Source organism: Streptomyces gobiensis (assembly GCF_021216675.1).
Taxonomy (GTDB): Bacteria; Actinomycetota; Actinomycetes; order Streptomycetales; family Streptomycetaceae; genus Streptomyces; species Streptomyces gobiensis.
Genome location: NZ_CP086120.1, coordinates 1,580,251 through 1,595,443 on the forward strand (window position 1 = coordinate 1,580,251; position 15,193 = coordinate 1,595,443).

Genomic DNA, 15,193 nt, shown 5'->3' on the forward strand with positions numbered 1-15,193 from the left:
TCCCATGCCCGACAGCCACCCGAACCCGCCACGGTTCAGGGAGATCGCGGATGCTCTGCGGCGAGAGATCCACAGTGGCGTCCTTGCCTCTGGAGACCGAATTCCTTCTGAATATCAGCTGGTGACACGCTTCAGCACCACGCGATCCACCGTGCGGAAGGCCGTCGCGCTGCTACGAGCGGAAGGGCTCGTCGTTTCACATCAGGGCAAAGGAGCCTTCGTCCGCACACGTCCTCGTGTGCGGCTGCTCTCCGCCGGGTCACGCCACCGGCAGCACAGAGATTCCGGTGCGCCGAACTACAACGCGGAGGTGGAAGCGCAGGGACGGCACGCTGCACAGCAGCTCCGCGAGGTCGCCGAAGTCGCCGCCCCGGACGAGATCGCAGCACGGCTGGAGATCGCGCCCGGCACACCCGTCATCGTGCGCCGCCGACGTTTCACGGTTGATGACGAGCCCATGCAACTGGCGGACGGCTACTACACAACAGCCATTGCCCTCGGTACTCCGATCGCCGAGCCACGGCGCGTCAAAGGCGGTGTGCACGCCGTTCTTGAGGATCCTCAGGGACCGATCCGCCGCCGTGTCGCGCGCTTTGTCGAGGATCTCGACATCCGGATGCCTACCCCAGCCGAGTCGGAGCTGCTGGCCGTTCCCCCGGGTGTGCCCGTCGCGCGCATCCTGCGCACCGCTTACGACACGGACGGTGCGGCGCTGGAAGTGCTCGACTCCCTGGTGCCCTGTGACCGGCACATCTTCCGGTATGTGATCGACGTACCAGCGTGTTCATGACTCGCTGTTCCTCCACCGAGGCACTGCTGGTGGCCCCGCGACCGACGTGGTCCTCCGCGTCTGCGCCGCCCATGCCATGCGCCGATTACCCGACGCCGAGTTCGCGGGCGATCAGCATGCGCTGGACCTCACTCGTGCCCTCGCCGATCTCCAGGATCTTGGAGTCCCGCCACATCCGGGCGACCGGATACTCGTTCATAAAGCCGTAGCCGCCATGAATCTGCGTGGCCTCACGGGCGTTGGTGACGGCGATCTCGGAGGAGTACAGCTTGGCGATCGCCGCTTCCTTCTTGAACGGCTCCTCGGCGAGCAGCCGGGCCGCCGCGTCACGCCAGGCGATACGAGCCGTATGCGCCCGCATCTCCATATCGGCCAGCTTGAACTGAATGGCCTGGTTGGCCCCGATCGGCTTGCCGAAGGCGATCCGCGTCTGGGCGTAGGCCAGCGACTCATCGACACACCCCTGGGCCAGCCCGGTGGCCAGAGCGGAGATCGCAATCCTGCCCTCATCGAGGATGCGGAGGAACTGGGCGTAGCCGCGGCCCTCTTCGCCGAGCAGGTTGGCCAGCGGGACCCGGACGTCGGAAAAGGACAGCTCGCGGGTGTCGGAGGCGTTCCAGCCGACCTTGGAGTAGGGAGCGGCCACGGTGAAGCCGGGCGTGCCCGAGGGCACCAGGATGGTGGAGATCAGCGGGGAGCCGTCGTCCTTGCGTCCGGTGACAGCGGTGACCGTGACCAGGCCGGTGATGTCGGTGCCGGAGTTGGTGATAAAGCACTTGGTGCCGTTGATGACCCACTCATCGCCATCCCGGACGGCCGTGGTCTTGGTGCCGCCTGCGTCCGAGCCGCACCCCGGCTCGGTCAGCCCGAAGGCGCCCAGTGCCTCGCCGGAACAGAGCCGGGGCAGCCACTCCCGCCGCTGCTCCTCGGTGCCGAAGCGGTAGATCGGCATGGCGCCGAGTGACACTCCCGCTTCCAGGGTGATCGCCACCGAGGAGTCCACCCGGGCCAGCTCCTCCAGGGCGAGACACAGCGCGAGATAGTCGCCGCCCATGCCGCCGTACTCCTCGGGGAACGGCAGCCCGAACAGGCCCATACGGCCCATCTGGCGGACGATCTCATACGGGAACTCATGCCGCTCGTAGTAGTCGCCGATCTTCGGCGCGACGACATCGTGCGCGAACTCCTCGACGGTGCGGCGCAGTTCCTCGTGTTCGGGGGAGAGTCGGTGGTCCAGGGCCATGATGGTCACTGCTCCTTGTGGGGCTGTGTTACTTCAAGAGAGCGCACGTACGGTGCGGGATGGGCTGGGTCGGCCCAGTCGGTCGGCCATCCACGCGCTGGTGGTGGTGAGATGGCCGAGGTCGACCCCGGTTGCGATGCCAAGGCCGTGCAGCATCCATACGAGGTCTTCGGTGGCGAGATTGCCGGTGGCGCTCTTGGCGTAGGGGCAGCCGCCGAGGCCACCCGCGGAGGCGTCCACGGTGGTGACGCCGTGCTGGAGCGCGGCGAGGGTGTTGGCGAGGGCCTGGCCGTAGGTGTCGTGGAAGTGCACGGCGAGGCGGTCGGTGGGGATGTCCGCCGCGTTGAGGGCGGTGAGCAGGGCGGTGACATGGCCTGGCGTCGCGACGCCGATGGTGTCGCCCAGGCTCAGCTCATCGCAGCCCAGCTCGATCAGGCGGCGGCTGACGCGGACCACCTGCTCGATGGGGACCGGGCCCTCCCAGGGGTCGCCGAAGCACATGGAGAGATAGCCGCGGACGCTCGCGCCCGCCTCCTTGGCCTTGGTGACGACCGGCTCGAACATGGTCAGGGCCTCGTCGACCGTACGGTTGAGGTTGGCCTTGGCGAAGGACTCGGTCGCGCTGCCGAAGACGGCGATCTCCTTGGCGCCCAGGGCCAGCGCGCGGTCGAGTCCGCGCTCATTGGGCACCAGGACGGGCAGCCGGACGCCTTCAAGCTCGGCGAGCCGGGGGAACAGCTCCTCCGCGTCGGCGAGTTGGGGCACCCACTTGGGATGCACGAAGCTGGTCGCCTCGATGGTGGTCAGACCGGCTTGGGCGAGGCGGTGGATGAACTCCGCCTTGACCTCGACGGGGACGGCGACCTGCTCGTTCTGCAGCCCGTCCCGGGCGCCCACTTCATGAATACGGACCCGGGCGGGCAGTCCGTCCATCGGAACCCGCATCGGCAGCCCAGTCATGAGGTCACTCCTCCTCACGTCTCCTCAAAGGGATCGACCACGGCGAGCACCTGGTCCATGGCGACGGTGCTTCCGGCGGTGACGTCCAGCTCGGTGACGGTCCCGGCGTGCGGCGCGGAGATGACGTGCTCCATCTTCATCGCCTCGACGATGAGCAGCGCCTGTCCAGCGGCGACCTCGTCCCCGACGGCCACCTTGACGACGGTGACGGTGCCCGGCATGGGGGCGGTCAGGGCGTCCACGCCGTGGGCGCCGGGGCCGCCTTGCAGTGCGGCCGCCACGGGGTCGTGGTCCTGTACGTGCCAGGAGTCGCCGTCCCGGCCGAGCCATACGCCCTCCGGGCTGGGGGCGGCGGCGAAGGTGTGCGTGGCGCCGTCCCAGATGACGGTGACGATGTCGGCGGTGGTTTCCCCAACCCCTCCCCTTCCCGGAACTGGGGGCTCCGCCCCCAGACCCCCGAGCCGGACTTCCCCGTCCGCTGCGCTGCCGCGCACCCAGACGGTCACCGGCTCCTGACCGGGCACCCGGAAGTGGTGTGCCGTCCAGGCGGCTTCGCCGCCCAGGCGCCAGCCGCTCGGCACCGAGAACGGGTCGGTCCAGCTGCCAACCACCCCGCCCGGCTCCAGCGCCGCATGCCGCAGCAGCGCGGCGGCCACGTACACCTCGCCCGGCACATCCCGTACGACCAGGCCGTCCACCTCACGCTCGACCAGCCCCGTCTCCAGCTCACCCGCCACCACCGCCGGGTGAGCCAGCAGGCGGCGCAGGAAGCCCGTGTTGGCCGGCACCCCGAGGATGACCGTGTCGGCGAGCGCGGCACGTAGCTTCCGCAGGGCCGCGGCCCGGTCCGGGCCATGGGCGATGACCTTCGACACCATCGGGTCGTAGAGGCTGCCGACCGCCGTGCCCTCGGACAGGCCGGAGTCGGTCCGTACGCCGTCGCCCTGCGGCTCACGCAGGGCGAGCACCGTGCCGCCGGAGGGCAGAAACCCCCGCGCGGGGTCTTCCGCACAGATACGGGCCTCCACCGCGTGGCCGTCCAGGGTGATGTCCGCCTGCCCGAAGGGCAGCCGCTCGCCCGCCGCGATCCGCAGCTGCCACTCCACGAGATCAAGCCCGGTAATCATCTCGGTCACCGGGTGCTCGACCTGCAGGCGGGTATTCATCTCCATGAAGAAGTACGAGGCCGGGTCGCTGCCCGGCACGATGAACTCCACCGTGCCCGCGCCGCGGTAGCCGCACGACCGGGCGGCGTTTACCGCCGCCTCGCCCATGGCCGTCCGGATCGCCTCGTCCAGCAGTGGGCTGGGGGCCTCTTCGATGATCTTCTGGTGGCGGCGCTGGAGCGAGCACTCGCGCTCGCCGAGGTGCACCACCCCGCCATGCCCGTCGGCCAGCACCTGGATCTCGATATGCCGGGGCCGGTCGATCCACCGCTCCACCAGCAGCGTGTCGTCGCCGAAGGAGCCCCGCGCCTCGCGCCGGGCCGCCGCGATCTCCTCCGCCAGCGCCCCCTCGTCGCGCACCAGCCGCATGCCCTTGCCACCGCCGCCCGCCGAGGGCTTCAGCAGCACCGGCATTCCGGTCTTCCGGGCGGCCTCGGCCAGCTCGGCGTCGGTGAGCCCTCCCCCGGATGACCCGGGGACGACCGGCACCCCTGCCGCCCGTACCGTCTCCTTGGCGCGGATCTTGTCGCCCATCAGCTCTATCGCGTCGGCGGGCGGACCGATGAAGGTGAGCCCGGCCTCCGTCACCGCCCGGGCGAAGGCGGCGTTCTCGGCGAGGAAGCCGTAGCCGGGGTGCACGGCCTGGGCGCCGGTACGGGCGGCCGCCGCCAGCAGCGCCGCGCCGGACAGATAGCTGTCGGCGGCGGCCGCCGGGCCGATACGTACGGCCGTATCCGCCTCCCGTACATGCAGCGCGTCGGCGTCCGCGTCGCTGTAGACGGCCACCGAGCGGATGCCCTGCGACCGCAGGGTGCGGATCACCCGGACGGCGATTTCGCCCCGGTTGGCGACCAGTACGGTGTCGAACATCCCCGCCGTCTCCGTCATCCCCGCCGTCTCCGTCATCCCAGCCATCGCAGTCATCGCAGCCATTGCCCTCACATCCGGAATACGCCGAAGCCGGGCTGGCCGAGCGGCGCGTTGGCGCAGGCCGTGAGCGCCAGGCCCAGCACCGTGCGGGTCTCCAGCGGGTCGATCACGCCGTCGTCCCAGAGCCGTGCGGTGGCGTAGTAGGCGTTCCCCTGGGTCTCGTACTGTTCCCGTACCGGGGCCTTGAACGCCTCTTCCTCCTCCGCGCTCCACTCCTCGCCGCGCGCCTCCAGCTGATCGCGCTTGACGGTCGCCAGCACGGATGCGGCCTGCTCGCCGCCCATGACCGAGATCTTGGCGTTGGGCCACATCCACAGAAAGCGCGGTGAATAGGCCCGCCCGCACATGGAGTAGTTTCCGGCGCCATAGGATCCGCCGATGACGACCGTCAGCTTGGGCACCCGGGTACAGGCCACGGCGGTCACCATCTTGGCGCCGTGCTTGGCGATACCGCCCGCCTCGTAGTCGCGGCCGACCATAAAGCCGGAGATGTTCTGCAAGAAGAGCAGTGGCACGCCCCGCTGATCGCACAGCTCTATGAAGTGTGCGCCTTTCTGAGCGGATTCGGAGAAGAGAATGCCGTTGTTGGCGACGATACCGACCGGGTGGCCATGGATCCGGGCGAAACCGGTGACCAGGGTGCTGCCGTACTCCGCCTTGAACTCCTGAAAGCGTGAGCCATCGGTGATCCGGGCGATCACTTCCCGTACGTCGTAGGGCGTCCGCGAGTCCACCGGCACCGCGCCATAGAGCCCGGCCGGGTCCACCTTCGGCTCCTCCACGGGCCGTACCGACCAGGGCAGCGGGCCACGCTCCGGGAGGGTCCCGACGATGTTCCGTACGATCCGCAACGCGTGCGCGTCATCCTCGGCCAGGTGATCGGTCACCCCGGAGACGCGCGCATGCACCTCGCCGCCGCCCAGCTCCTCCGCCGTGACGACCTCACCGGTCGCCGCCTTCACCAGCGGTGGACCGCCGAGAAAGATCGTCCCCTGTTCCCGCACGATGACGGCCTCGTCGCTCATCGCGGGGACATACGCGCCACCCGCCGTGCAGGAACCGAGCACGGCGGCGATCTGCGGAATGCCCGCGCCGGACATCCGGGCCTGGTTGTAGAAAATCCGTCCGAAATGCTCACGGTCCGGGAAGACCTCGTCCTGCATCGGCAGAAAGGCACCGCCGGAGTCCACCAGATACAGACACGGCAGCCGGTTTTCCAGCGCCACTTCCTGTGCCCGCAGATGCTTCTTCACCGTCATCGGGTAGTACGTGCCGCCCTTGACGGTGGCGTCATTGGCGACGATCAGCACCTCGCGCCCGGAAACCCGCCCGATTCCCGCGATCACCCCGGCGGCCGGTGCCTGGCCGCCGTACATCCCGTCAGCGGCCAAGGGGGCGAGCTCCAGAAAGGGTGAGCCGGGGTCCAGCAGCGAGTCCACCCGGTCACGCGGCAGCAGCTTGCCGCGCGCGGTATGCCGGGCGCGGGCCTTCTCGCCCCCGCCAAGGCGCGCCCCGGCCAGCTTCTCGCGCAGCCGCGCGGCCAGCTCCCGATGCGCGGCCTCGTTGGTACGCCACGCCTGAGATGCCGGGTCTACGGCGCTGACCAGCGGTGGTGCCTGCTGCATGCCCTGAGCCCCCTTGCTCGCGGTTAATAAGCGTTAACCTGCTTCCCAGGTTAACGCTGGCTAACACCGTTGTCTAGAATCGTCTTCATGAGCACGAAAACCGGGCCCGGCGGGCTCACCCCGCCCGCCGCCCCGAACCGCCGCCGGGAGCAGATCCTGCGTGAGGCAGCCCGCCTCTTCGCTGAGCGCGGCTTCCATGGCGTCGGTGTCGATGAGATAGGCGCGGCTGTCGGCATCAGCGGCCCCGGCCTCTACCGCCACTTCGCGGGCAAGGACGCGATGCTGGCCGAGCTGCTGGTCGGTATCAGCGAGCGGCTGCACACGGGCGGCCGGATGCGGCTGGCCGAGGCGCGCGCCGCCGGACTCACCCCGGAGGCGGCCCTCGACGCGCTGATCGAGGGCCATATCGACTTCGCCCTCGATGACCGCTCGCTGATCACCCTGCACGACCGTGAGCTCGACCGGCTGCGCGACGCCGACCGCCGAAGGGTCCGCCAGCTCCAGCGGCAGTACGTAGAGCTCTGGGTCGGGGTCGTACGGGAGGTCCACCCCGCGCTGCCGGAGCAGGAGGCCCGGATCGCGGTGCACGCCGTCTTCGGCCTGCTCAACTCAACCCCGCATCTGAGCCGCCCCGCCGCGCTGCCGAGCCGCGAGGTGACGGCCGCGCTGCTGCACCGTCTCGCCCGGGGTGCCTTCACAGCAGCTGAACGCCCTTGCTCGCCAGATAGCTGACGGGGTCGATGTCCGAGCCGTAGTCCCGCTTGGTGCGTACCTCGAAGTGCAGATGGGGGCCGGTGGTCCGGCCGCTGGCACCGGTTTCCCCCAGGAGGGTTCTGGCCTGCACCTTCGCCGCTTTCTTGACCGAGATCTTGGACAGATGGGCGCTGAGGACAAAGTGGCCGTCATCCATCCGCAGCATCACCGCGTAGCCGTACTCCGAGTAGTACCGGGCGATGTCCACCGTGCCGGAGCTCACGGCGTAGACGGGGGTCCCGGCCGGTACCGCGAAGTCGATCCCGGTGTGATGACCCGCCAGCCACTTGCCCTTGATGCCATAGGCGGCGGAGACGGGGTACTTGTCCGACAGCGGGCGGGTCCAGACCGGCGGCCCGCCCAGCGGTTCATCCAGCTCACCGGACCCCGCTGACGCGCGGTGCGCACAGCCCAGTGCCGGGAGGAGCCCCAGTGCCGCCAGCGCACCACCTCGCAGCAGGATCCCCCGCCGGGGCAGCGTTCCTTGCCAGTCTCCACCCTGTGTACACATCCGGCCGTCCTCCCGTGCAGCGATGTCTTCACTGCGAGGACACGCCAGCCACCGGGCCGCTGCATCTTCTGGGCCGCCCGCCAAAGGACCGAACGGCGTACGCCACATCCGCCCCTGGATCGCCGGATAAGGCTCCTGCCTGGTGAGTTGTCACACCGGAAGCCATCCTGCGCAGCTCGCCCCGTACAGGTGAATGGAGTGGACCATTACCGGTAAATCAGGACTTCACGACTTCACGGGCGGTCAGTTGCACCACCAGAGGATGCAGTTGGTCTCCGAGGGCTCCGGCTCGGGAGGTGGTGGGGTGGAGGCGGGTGGTGGGGGCTCGGGCTGACTGGTGCGCGTCGACGACGGTCTGGGGGCGGGGCCCTGGGTCCCCGGAACCGCGGAGGTGGTGGCCGTAGCTGAGGAGGGCTCAGCGGACGCCCCCTCGCCGGGGCTGGCGGAGGCGGAGGCGGACGCGGAGGCGGAATCCATGACGCTGTCCGTGGGGGTGGCCTCGGGCCTGTCGGGCTGCTCGGCTATCGTGTCCGCCGGGCCTGTCTCCGGCAGAACACCCTCCTGGGGGGAGTCGGAGGGCACGGCCGTACTACCGCCCCCGTCGGGCTCCTGTCCGGGCAGCACATCACCGGCTTCGACAGCTATGCCGGTGAAGACGGAGCTGATGATGGCCGCGCCGATGGCAATACGCCGCCGCTTACCGCGTCGGCTCGCCCGGTGCGAGGCACGCCGCGACGCCCGGCCGGACGGGGATTCCGCTTCCGGTTCGTGGGCTGGTTCGCGGGGCGCTTCATGGGCTGGTTCGTGGACCGGTTCTTGGACCGGCTGGGGGAAGGGTTCGTGGACCGGCTGGCGGAACGGTACGCCTGCCGGTTGCCAACCCGGACCGGGTTCCGCTTCTGGCCCCGCTCGTGGACCTGGGGCGGTCTGCCGCAGCGGCATCGGCGCACCTGCCTGTGCCTGGCCGCACCCCGGGCACACCAGAGCCCCGTTGAGGTGGCGGCAGCAGGTCAGGCAGTAATCCACAGGACCGTCTCCAGCGGCGGGCAGCGAGGTGGCGGCCACCATACTGGGTAGTCGTAAACAGCAGGAGTCCTGCCCTCGCACTCCTTCCGCCGGGGCCCTGATTCATTCCGTTTCGGGGTGCTCTGGCTGTCCACCATCAGGATGAACCGCGCTGGATCAGCTCTGTCGGCAGCATCGTCCCGCCCACGGGCGAGTCTCGCCGCGCGAGCCGCGCCAGCAGCGTGCGGGCCATCTCCTGACCCATCTCCTCGATCGGCTGCCGGACACTCGTCAGCGGTGGATCCATATGGCGGGCTACGGCTGAGTCATCGAAGCCGACAAGCGCCACCTCCCCGGGCACTGAACGGTGTGCCTCGCGCAGGGCCAGCCGCGCGCCGGAGGCCATCACATCGGAGGCGCAGAAGACGGCGTCCAGCTCCGGGCGCCGAGCCAGCAGCTCCCGCATGGCGCGGTGTCCGCCGTCCTCGGTGAAGTCGCCATCGGCGATCAAGAGCTCATCCGGCGTCCGTCCGGCCGTATGCAGCGCCGCACGGTAGCCCGCCACTCGGCACTGGGCGACATACATATCCAGTGGCCCGGTGATGGTGGCGATCGTTCGGCGCCCGCGGTCGATCAGATGCTCGACGGCGGCCCGAGCGCCGCCGACATTGTCGGAGTCGACATACGGCACCGACTCCCCGCCGGAGCGACGGCCGCCCAGTACGGCGGGCATCTCGATCCGCTCCAGCAGATCCGGCAGCGGATCATCGGCGTGTACGGAGACCAGCAGCACACCGTCGATCCGGTGCGCGGAGGCGAAATGTGCGAACCGCTCCCGCTCCTTCGGCGTACGGATGAGGGTGAGCAGCAGCTGTATGTCCGTATCCGCGAGCACCGAGCTGACGCCGCGGACGATGCCGGAGAAGTACGGCTCGGCGAAGAGCCGGGTCTCGGGCTCAGGTATGACCAGGGCGACCGCGTCCGCGCTGCCGGCCGCCAGGGCGCGGGCGGCGCGGTTGGGGATGTAGCCCAGTTCAGTGACGGCGGCCTGGACGGCGGCCCGGGTCTGTTCGCTGACCCTCGGGGAGCCATTGATCACCCGGGAGACGGTCCCCCGGCCGACCCCCGCACGCGCCGCGACCTGCTCCAATGTGGGTCTGCCCCGCCCCGTACGGCGCATCGCCATGCCTGCCTCCCCTGCAGTATTCGCATGTACTGATCATTCAACTGCACGGCGTTTCTCAGTAGTTGTCGTCCGCCGCCTTGACACTCTCTCAGGTGTCCGGAACTCTTCAACTCATCATATCTGGGAGCGCTCCCAACGGACCTGACCCTTTCACATCCCGTACGTTCGGGAGGACGCGATGCACGGCAGGATCCACCCATGTCTGACCATCAGCCTGGCCGCCGCACTGCTCGCCGGGTGCGCCTCGGACAGCTCGGACGGAACTGACAACAAGGTCACGCTCTCCATCGGTGTCTTCGGGGTCTTCGGCTATAAGCAGGCCGGACTCTACGACGAGTACGAGAAGCTCAATCCGCATGTGAAGATCAAGGAGAACTCCACCGAGCGGAACGAGGACTACTATCCGGCGCTGCTCCAGCATCTCTCCGCAGGCAGCGGGCTCGACGACATTCAGGCCGTCGAGGTCAGCAATATCAATGAGCTGGCCACCATTCAGGCGGCCAAGTTCGTTGATATGGCGAAGGCCGAAGGGGTTGAGGAGAGCAGTTATCTGCCCTGGAAGTGGGAGCAGGCCAAGGCCGAGGACGGCAGGGTCATCGGGGTCGGGACGGACATCGGCCCCATGGGCGTCTGCTATCGCAAGGATCTCTTCGCCAAGGCGGGACTGCCGACCGAGCGCGCCGAGGTCGGCACAATGTGGCGGGGCGACTGGGAGAAGTACGTCGACGCCGGTGAGACGTATATGAAGAACGCCCCCAAGGGCACCAGTTTTATGGATGGCGCGGCAGGCCTCTACAACGGCTCCATCTCCAGCTACGCCGAGAAGAACTACAACGCCGACGGTGAGCTGATCTACCGGAAGAGCAAGGCCGTCAAGGCCTCCTGGGAGCTGGCGATGCGGGCCATCGAGGGGAAGATGACCGCCCGGCTCAAGCAGTTCGACACGGCCTGGGACCAGGCCTACGCCAATGGCACCTTCGCCACCGTCGTCTGCCCCTCCTGGATGCTCGGCTATATCAAGGAGAAGTCCGGGAAGAAGGGCGAGAACCAGTGGGATGTGGCACCCGCGCCCAAGCCCGCCAACTGGGGCGGTTCCTTCCTGACCGTGCCGGAGAGCGGAAAGAACAAGGACGAGGCGGTCAAGCTCGCCGCCTGGCTGACCGCGCCCAGGCAGCAGGCGAAGCTCTTCTCCGCACAGGCCAGCTTCCCCAGCTCCGCGGCCGCACTGGAGCTGCCCGAAGTGAAGGGCGCCAAGCATGGCTACTTCGGCAATGCCCCCATCGGGGAGATCTTCTCTTCGGCAGCCAAGGGCATTCCGACCGCGATACTGGGCCCCAAGGACCAGATCATCGGGCAGAACATCTCCGATGTCGGCATCCTCCAGGTCGAGCAGCAGGGCAAGTCGCCCGAGGCGGGCTGGAAGGCCGCGGTGAAGAAGATCAACGACGCGGTCGACGAGTGACCGGGGCCGTCGTATGACCTCCGAACGCCTCGACACCGCGCCCACCGCTCCGCCGCAGGGCGCGGTACCGCTTCCTCCGCTCCGGCCCGGACCGGCCGCCGGGCGGGAGCAGCGCAGGGCCGCACGGCGCAGCCGCCGCTATCAGCGAGACGCCCGCTGGAGCCCGTACGCGCTCATCGCGCCGTTCTTTGTCTTCTTCGCCGCCTTTGGGCTCTTCCCGCTGCTCTATACGGGCTGGGCCTCACTGCACCGGGTCTCGCTACACACCCCGACCCGGATGGAGTGGGCCGGGCTGCACAACTACACCCGGCTGCTGGAGGATGAGTTCTTCTGGAACGCCCTGCGCAACACCTTCACCATCGGGCTCATCTCCACCGTGCCGCAGCTGCTGATGGCGCTCGGCCTGGCACATCTGCTCAACTACCGGCTCCATGGCTCCATGTTCTTCAGGGTCGCGATGCTCACCCCGTACGCCACCTCGGTGGCCGCCGCCACGCTGGTCTTCGCGATGCTCTACGGGCGCGACTTCGGGATGATCAACTGGGCCCTGGGCCTGGTGGGCATCGACAGTATCGACTGGGAGAGCGGCACCTGGACCTCACAGGCAGCGGTCTCCACGATCGTCATCTGGCGCTGGACCGGCTACAACGCGCTGATCTATCTCGCCGCGATGCAGGCCGTGCCGGACGACCTCTATGAGTCGGCGGCGCTCGACGGGGCCTCACGCTGGCAGCAGTTCATCCATGTCACGATCCCCTCACTGCGGCCGACCATCCTGTTCACCGTGGTCGTCTCGACGATCGGCGCGACGCAGCTCTTCGGTGAACCACTGCTGTTCGGCGGTTCCCAGACCGGTGGCGCCTCGCACCAGTACCAGACCCTGGGGCTCTACCTCTATGAACAGGGCTGGTTCAACTACCACTTGGGCCGGGCCGCCGCCATCGCCTGGTCGATGTTCCTGATCCTGATCGTGATCGGCCTGCTCTACTGGCTGGTCGCCCGACGGCTGCGGAAAAGCCACTGAGGGGGATCCATCATGGCGTTTTTCACCACCCGGGTGAGCCGTGCGGGAAAGCATCTGCACGGCGGCCGGTTCACCTACGCCGTGCTGACCCTCTTCACCATCGGCTCCCTCTTCCCGCTGGTGTGGACGGCGATCGCGGCTTCCCGCAGCAGCGCCCGGCTCGCGGAAACTCCACCGCCGTTCTGGTTCGGCGGGAATCTGCTCAGCAATCTGGGCGCCGCGTGGAGCGACGCCAATATGGGCAAGGCGCTGTTCAATACGGTGTTTGTCGCGGGCACCATCGCGGCCAGCACCGTACTCTTCGCCACGCTCGCCGGATTCGCCTTCGCCAAGCTCCGCTTCCGGGCCAGGAATCTGCTGCTGCTGTTGGTGATCGGCACCATGATGGTGCCACCACAGCTCAGCGTGGTGCCGCTGTTTATGGCGATTGCCGAGCTGCAGTGGACCAACCAGCTGCAGGCCGTCATCCTGCCGATGATGGTGAGCGCCTTCGGCGTCTTCTTTATGCGGCAGTATCTGATAAGCGCGCTGCCGACCGAACTCATTGAGGCCGCGCGGGTCGATGGCGCGCACAGCCTGCGCGTGATCTGGCATGTCGTCTTCCCCATCGCCCGGCCCGCGATGGCCGTACTGGGCATGCTGACCTTCGTAATGGCCTGGAATGAGTTCTTCTGGCCGATCATCGCGCTGACCCAGGACAACCCGACGGTGCAGGTGGCGCTGACCGGCCTGGGCCGTGGCTATATCCCCGACCAGTCCGTGATCACGGCTGGTGCGCTGCTTGGCACCCTGCCGCTGCTCGCCGCATTCGCCCTGTTCGGCAAGCAGATCGTCGGGGGCATCATGCAAGGAGCGGTCAAGGGCTGAACCGGCGAACCGGCGAACCGGCGGAAAAACTCACCGTACGACTAGGAGCGCTCCCAGAATGACCTTCCCCGCTGATTTCCTCTTCGGCTCCGCCACCTCCGCCTATCAAATCGAGGGCGGCGTCCGGGAAGACGGCCGCACGCCGTCCATCTGGGACACCTTCTGCCACACTCCGGGCAAGGTGCTCAGTGGCGACCATGGTGATATCGCCGTGGACCATTATCACCGCTGGCGGGAAGATGTAGGGCTGATGGCCGAACTCGGCCTGGACGCCTACCGCTTCTCCGTCTCCTGGCCCCGGGTACAGCCCACCGGGCGCGGCCCCGCCGTGCAGCGCGGGCTGGACTTCTACCGGGCCCTCGTCGATGAGCTGCTGGAACGGGGCATCACCCCCTGGGTGACGCTCTACCACTGGGACCTCCCACAGGAGCTGGAGAACGCCGGTGGCTGGCCGGAGCGGATCACCGCGGAGCGCTTCGCCGACTACGCCACGCTGGTCGGCGAGGCTGTCGGCGATCGCGTGACGGACTGGACCACCCTCAACGAGCCCTGGTGCAGCGCCTTCCTCGGCTATGGCTCCGGGGTACACGCCCCCGGCCACACCGACCATGCCGCCGCGCTGCGCGCCGCACACCATCTCAACCTCGCCCATGGCCTGGGCACCCAGGCGCTGCGCGCCGTGCTCCCGGCCCGCGCCAGGCTGGGCATCAGCCTCAACCCTGCCGTGGTCAGGGCTAGTACGGACGCCCCCGGGGATCTGGACGCACAGCGCAGGATCGACGGGCTCGCGAACCGTATCTTCGAAGGCCCACTGCTGCGCGGCGCTTATCCCAAGGACCTGCTCGCCGATACCGCCCGCATCACCGACTGGGGCTTCGTACGGGACGCAGACCTCGCCACCATCAAACAGCCCCTCGACATGCTGGGGGTCAACTACTACACGCCCTTCCTGGTGTCGGCCGATACGGAGAGCCGCACGGTCGAACGGCACGACGGCCATGGCGCCAGCGAGCGCTCCCCCTGGCCGGGGGCCGCCCAGGTCGCCTTCCACCAGACCCCCGGCCCCACCACGGAGATGGGCTGGACGGTCGACCCGACCGGGCTGTACGAACTGCTGCTGCGCTACCGCCGCGAGGCCCGTGGGGTGCCGCTCTACATCACCGAGAACGGTGTGGCCTGCGATGACAAGACGGCCGCCGACGGTACCGTGCACGACCCGGACCGGATCGCGTATCTGCACGACCATCTGGCCGTGGTGGAGCGGGCCATCGCCGATGGCGTCGATGTGCGCGGCTATTTCCTGTGGTCGCTGCTGGACAATTTCGAGTGGTCCTATGGCTACAGCAAGCGCTTCGGGCTGGTGTACGTGGACTTCGAGACCCAGGACCGCACCCCCAAATCAAGCGCCGCCTGGTACACCCAGCTAACCCGTACCCACACCTTCCCACCGGCTAAGCCTTTCCCCTGACCCTCCCCTTCCCGAACTTGTGGGCTGCCGCCCCCAGACCCCCACCCTGTTGTGGGCACTCTCCCCCAGCTAACTCCCCCAGCTAACTCCCCCAGACTTCGTCTAGGAGGTGCCCCCAGGGGTGCCCCCAGGAGGTGCCCCCAGCCCCGCGAGGGGCGTGGGCCCGCCCTGCTACGCAACCACCCACCCACCCCAGCCACGAC

The 15,193-nt window shown here is 68.5% G+C and carries 13 protein-coding genes; 6 read left to right on the plus strand and 7 right to left on the minus strand.

Annotated features, from left to right (window positions below; translation table 11 throughout):
* Positions 1-4 precede the first annotated feature (4 nt).
* Entirely contained in the window at positions 5-790 is a 786-nt protein-coding gene (locus test1122_RS07310; protein ID WP_232268350.1) for a GntR family transcriptional regulator, read from the plus strand.
* Between the two features lie 85 nt (positions 791-875).
* Here test1122_RS07310 and test1122_RS07315 read toward each other — a convergent pair whose 3' ends face one another.
* From test1122_RS07315 to test1122_RS07330, 4 genes are all read right to left on the minus strand, one after another.
* Positions 876-2,033 (minus strand): acyl-CoA dehydrogenase family protein, encoded by a 1,158-nt coding sequence (locus test1122_RS07315; RefSeq protein WP_232268351.1) that lies wholly within the window; start codon positions 2,031-2,033, stop codon positions 876-878.
* A gap of 33 nt (positions 2,034-2,066) precedes the next feature.
* The gene (locus test1122_RS07320; RefSeq protein WP_232268352.1) at positions 2,067-2,993 is read right to left on the minus strand and encodes a hydroxymethylglutaryl-CoA lyase; all 927 of its coding nucleotides are present in this window, start codon (positions 2,991-2,993) and stop codon (positions 2,067-2,069) included.
* Positions 2,994-3,007: 14 nt separating this feature from the next.
* Complete coding sequence (locus test1122_RS07325) at positions 3,008-5,029, minus strand: ATP-binding protein (RefSeq protein ID WP_232271801.1); 2,022 nt, start codon at positions 5,027-5,029, stop codon at positions 3,008-3,010.
* Positions 5,030-5,097: 68 nt separating this feature from the next.
* Positions 5,098-6,714 (minus strand): carboxyl transferase domain-containing protein, encoded by a 1,617-nt coding sequence (locus test1122_RS07330; protein WP_232268353.1) that lies wholly within the window; start codon positions 6,712-6,714, stop codon positions 5,098-5,100.
* 87 nt (positions 6,715-6,801) lie between these two features.
* Between test1122_RS07330 and test1122_RS07335 the strand changes: the two genes are divergently transcribed.
* On the plus strand, positions 6,802-7,446 hold the full coding sequence (locus test1122_RS07335) for an SACE_7040 family transcriptional regulator (protein WP_232268354.1): 645 nt from the start codon (positions 6,802-6,804) through the stop codon (positions 7,444-7,446).
* Here the strand turns inward: test1122_RS07335 and test1122_RS07340 are convergent.
* The 3 genes from test1122_RS07340 to test1122_RS07345 all read right to left on the minus strand — a co-directional run bounded on the left by test1122_RS07340 (position 7,409) and on the right by test1122_RS07345 (position 10,169).
* Positions 7,409-7,978 carry a M23 family metallopeptidase gene (locus test1122_RS07340; RefSeq protein ID WP_232268355.1) on the minus strand — a complete coding sequence of 190 codons (570 nt, stop codon included), beginning with the start codon at positions 7,976-7,978 and terminating at the stop codon, positions 7,409-7,411. The genes test1122_RS07335 and test1122_RS07340 overlap by 38 nt on opposite strands.
* A gap of 243 nt (positions 7,979-8,221) precedes the next feature.
* Positions 8,222-9,046, minus strand: a complete 825-nt coding sequence (locus tag test1122_RS26790) for an SCO2400 family protein (protein ID WP_422396937.1) — start codon at positions 9,044-9,046, stop codon at positions 8,222-8,224.
* Positions 9,047-9,140: 94 nt separating this feature from the next.
* On the minus strand, positions 9,141-10,169 hold the full coding sequence (locus tag test1122_RS07345) for a LacI family DNA-binding transcriptional regulator (protein ID WP_422396938.1): 1,029 nt from the start codon (positions 10,167-10,169) through the stop codon (positions 9,141-9,143).
* Positions 10,170-10,347: 178 nt separating this feature from the next.
* Here test1122_RS07345 and test1122_RS07350 point away from each other — a divergent pair, with 178 nt between their 5' ends.
* The 4 genes from test1122_RS07350 to test1122_RS07365 are packed head-to-tail and all read left to right on the plus strand — an operon-like array spanning position 10,348 to position 14,990.
* A complete protein-coding gene (locus tag test1122_RS07350; RefSeq protein ID WP_232268356.1) occupies positions 10,348-11,631 on the plus strand; it encodes an ABC transporter substrate-binding protein in 1,284 nt (427 codons plus the stop codon).
* Positions 11,632-11,644: 13 nt separating this feature from the next.
* On the plus strand, positions 11,645-12,655 hold the full coding sequence (locus tag test1122_RS07355) for a carbohydrate ABC transporter permease (RefSeq protein ID WP_232268357.1): 1,011 nt from the start codon (positions 11,645-11,647) through the stop codon (positions 12,653-12,655).
* A 12-nt stretch (positions 12,656-12,667) separates the two neighbouring features.
* On the plus strand, positions 12,668-13,522 hold the full coding sequence (locus test1122_RS07360; protein ID WP_232268358.1) for a carbohydrate ABC transporter permease: 855 nt from the start codon (positions 12,668-12,670) through the stop codon (positions 13,520-13,522).
* A gap of 58 nt (positions 13,523-13,580) precedes the next feature.
* The gene (locus tag test1122_RS07365) at positions 13,581-14,990 is read left to right on the plus strand and encodes a GH1 family beta-glucosidase (RefSeq protein ID WP_232268359.1); all 1,410 of its coding nucleotides are present in this window, start codon (positions 13,581-13,583) and stop codon (positions 14,988-14,990) included.
* Positions 14,991-15,193 lie beyond the last annotated feature (203 nt).

What these genes read in the sequence shown, in the direction of transcription:
- test1122_RS07360 (WP_232268358.1), top strand. Translation starts at nt 12,668, where the DNA reads ATGGCGTTTTTCACCACCCGGGTGAGCCGTGCGGGAAAGCATCTGCAC.
- test1122_RS07345 (WP_422396938.1), bottom strand. Translation starts at nt 10,169, where the DNA reads ATGGCGATGCGCCGTACGGGGCGGGGCAGACCCACATTGGAGCAGGTC.
- test1122_RS07315 (WP_232268351.1), bottom strand. Translation starts at nt 2,033, where the DNA reads ATGGCCCTGGACCACCGACTCTCCCCCGAACACGAGGAACTGCGCCGC.
- test1122_RS07320 (WP_232268352.1), bottom strand. Translation starts at nt 2,993, where the DNA reads ATGACTGGGCTGCCGATGCGGGTTCCGATGGACGGACTGCCCGCCCGG.
- test1122_RS07325 (WP_232271801.1), bottom strand. Translation starts at nt 5,029, where the DNA reads ATGTTCGACACCGTACTGGTCGCCAACCGGGGCGAAATCGCCGTCCGG.
- test1122_RS07335 (WP_232268354.1), top strand. Translation starts at nt 6,802, where the DNA reads ATGAGCACGAAAACCGGGCCCGGCGGGCTCACCCCGCCCGCCGCCCCG.
- test1122_RS07310 (WP_232268350.1), top strand. Translation starts at nt 5, where the DNA reads ATGCCCGACAGCCACCCGAACCCGCCACGGTTCAGGGAGATCGCGGAT.
- test1122_RS07365 (WP_232268359.1), top strand. Translation starts at nt 13,581, where the DNA reads ATGACCTTCCCCGCTGATTTCCTCTTCGGCTCCGCCACCTCCGCCTAT.
- test1122_RS07340 (WP_232268355.1), bottom strand. Translation starts at nt 7,978, where the DNA reads ATGTGTACACAGGGTGGAGACTGGCAAGGAACGCTGCCCCGGCGGGGG.
- test1122_RS07355 (WP_232268357.1), top strand. Translation starts at nt 11,645, where the DNA reads ATGACCTCCGAACGCCTCGACACCGCGCCCACCGCTCCGCCGCAGGGC.
- test1122_RS07330 (WP_232268353.1), bottom strand. Translation starts at nt 6,714, where the DNA reads ATGCAGCAGGCACCACCGCTGGTCAGCGCCGTAGACCCGGCATCTCAG.
- test1122_RS07350 (WP_232268356.1), top strand. Translation starts at nt 10,348, where the DNA reads ATGCACGGCAGGATCCACCCATGTCTGACCATCAGCCTGGCCGCCGCA.
- test1122_RS26790 (WP_422396937.1), bottom strand. Translation starts at nt 9,046, where the DNA reads ATGGTGGCCGCCACCTCGCTGCCCGCCGCTGGAGACGGTCCTGTGGAT.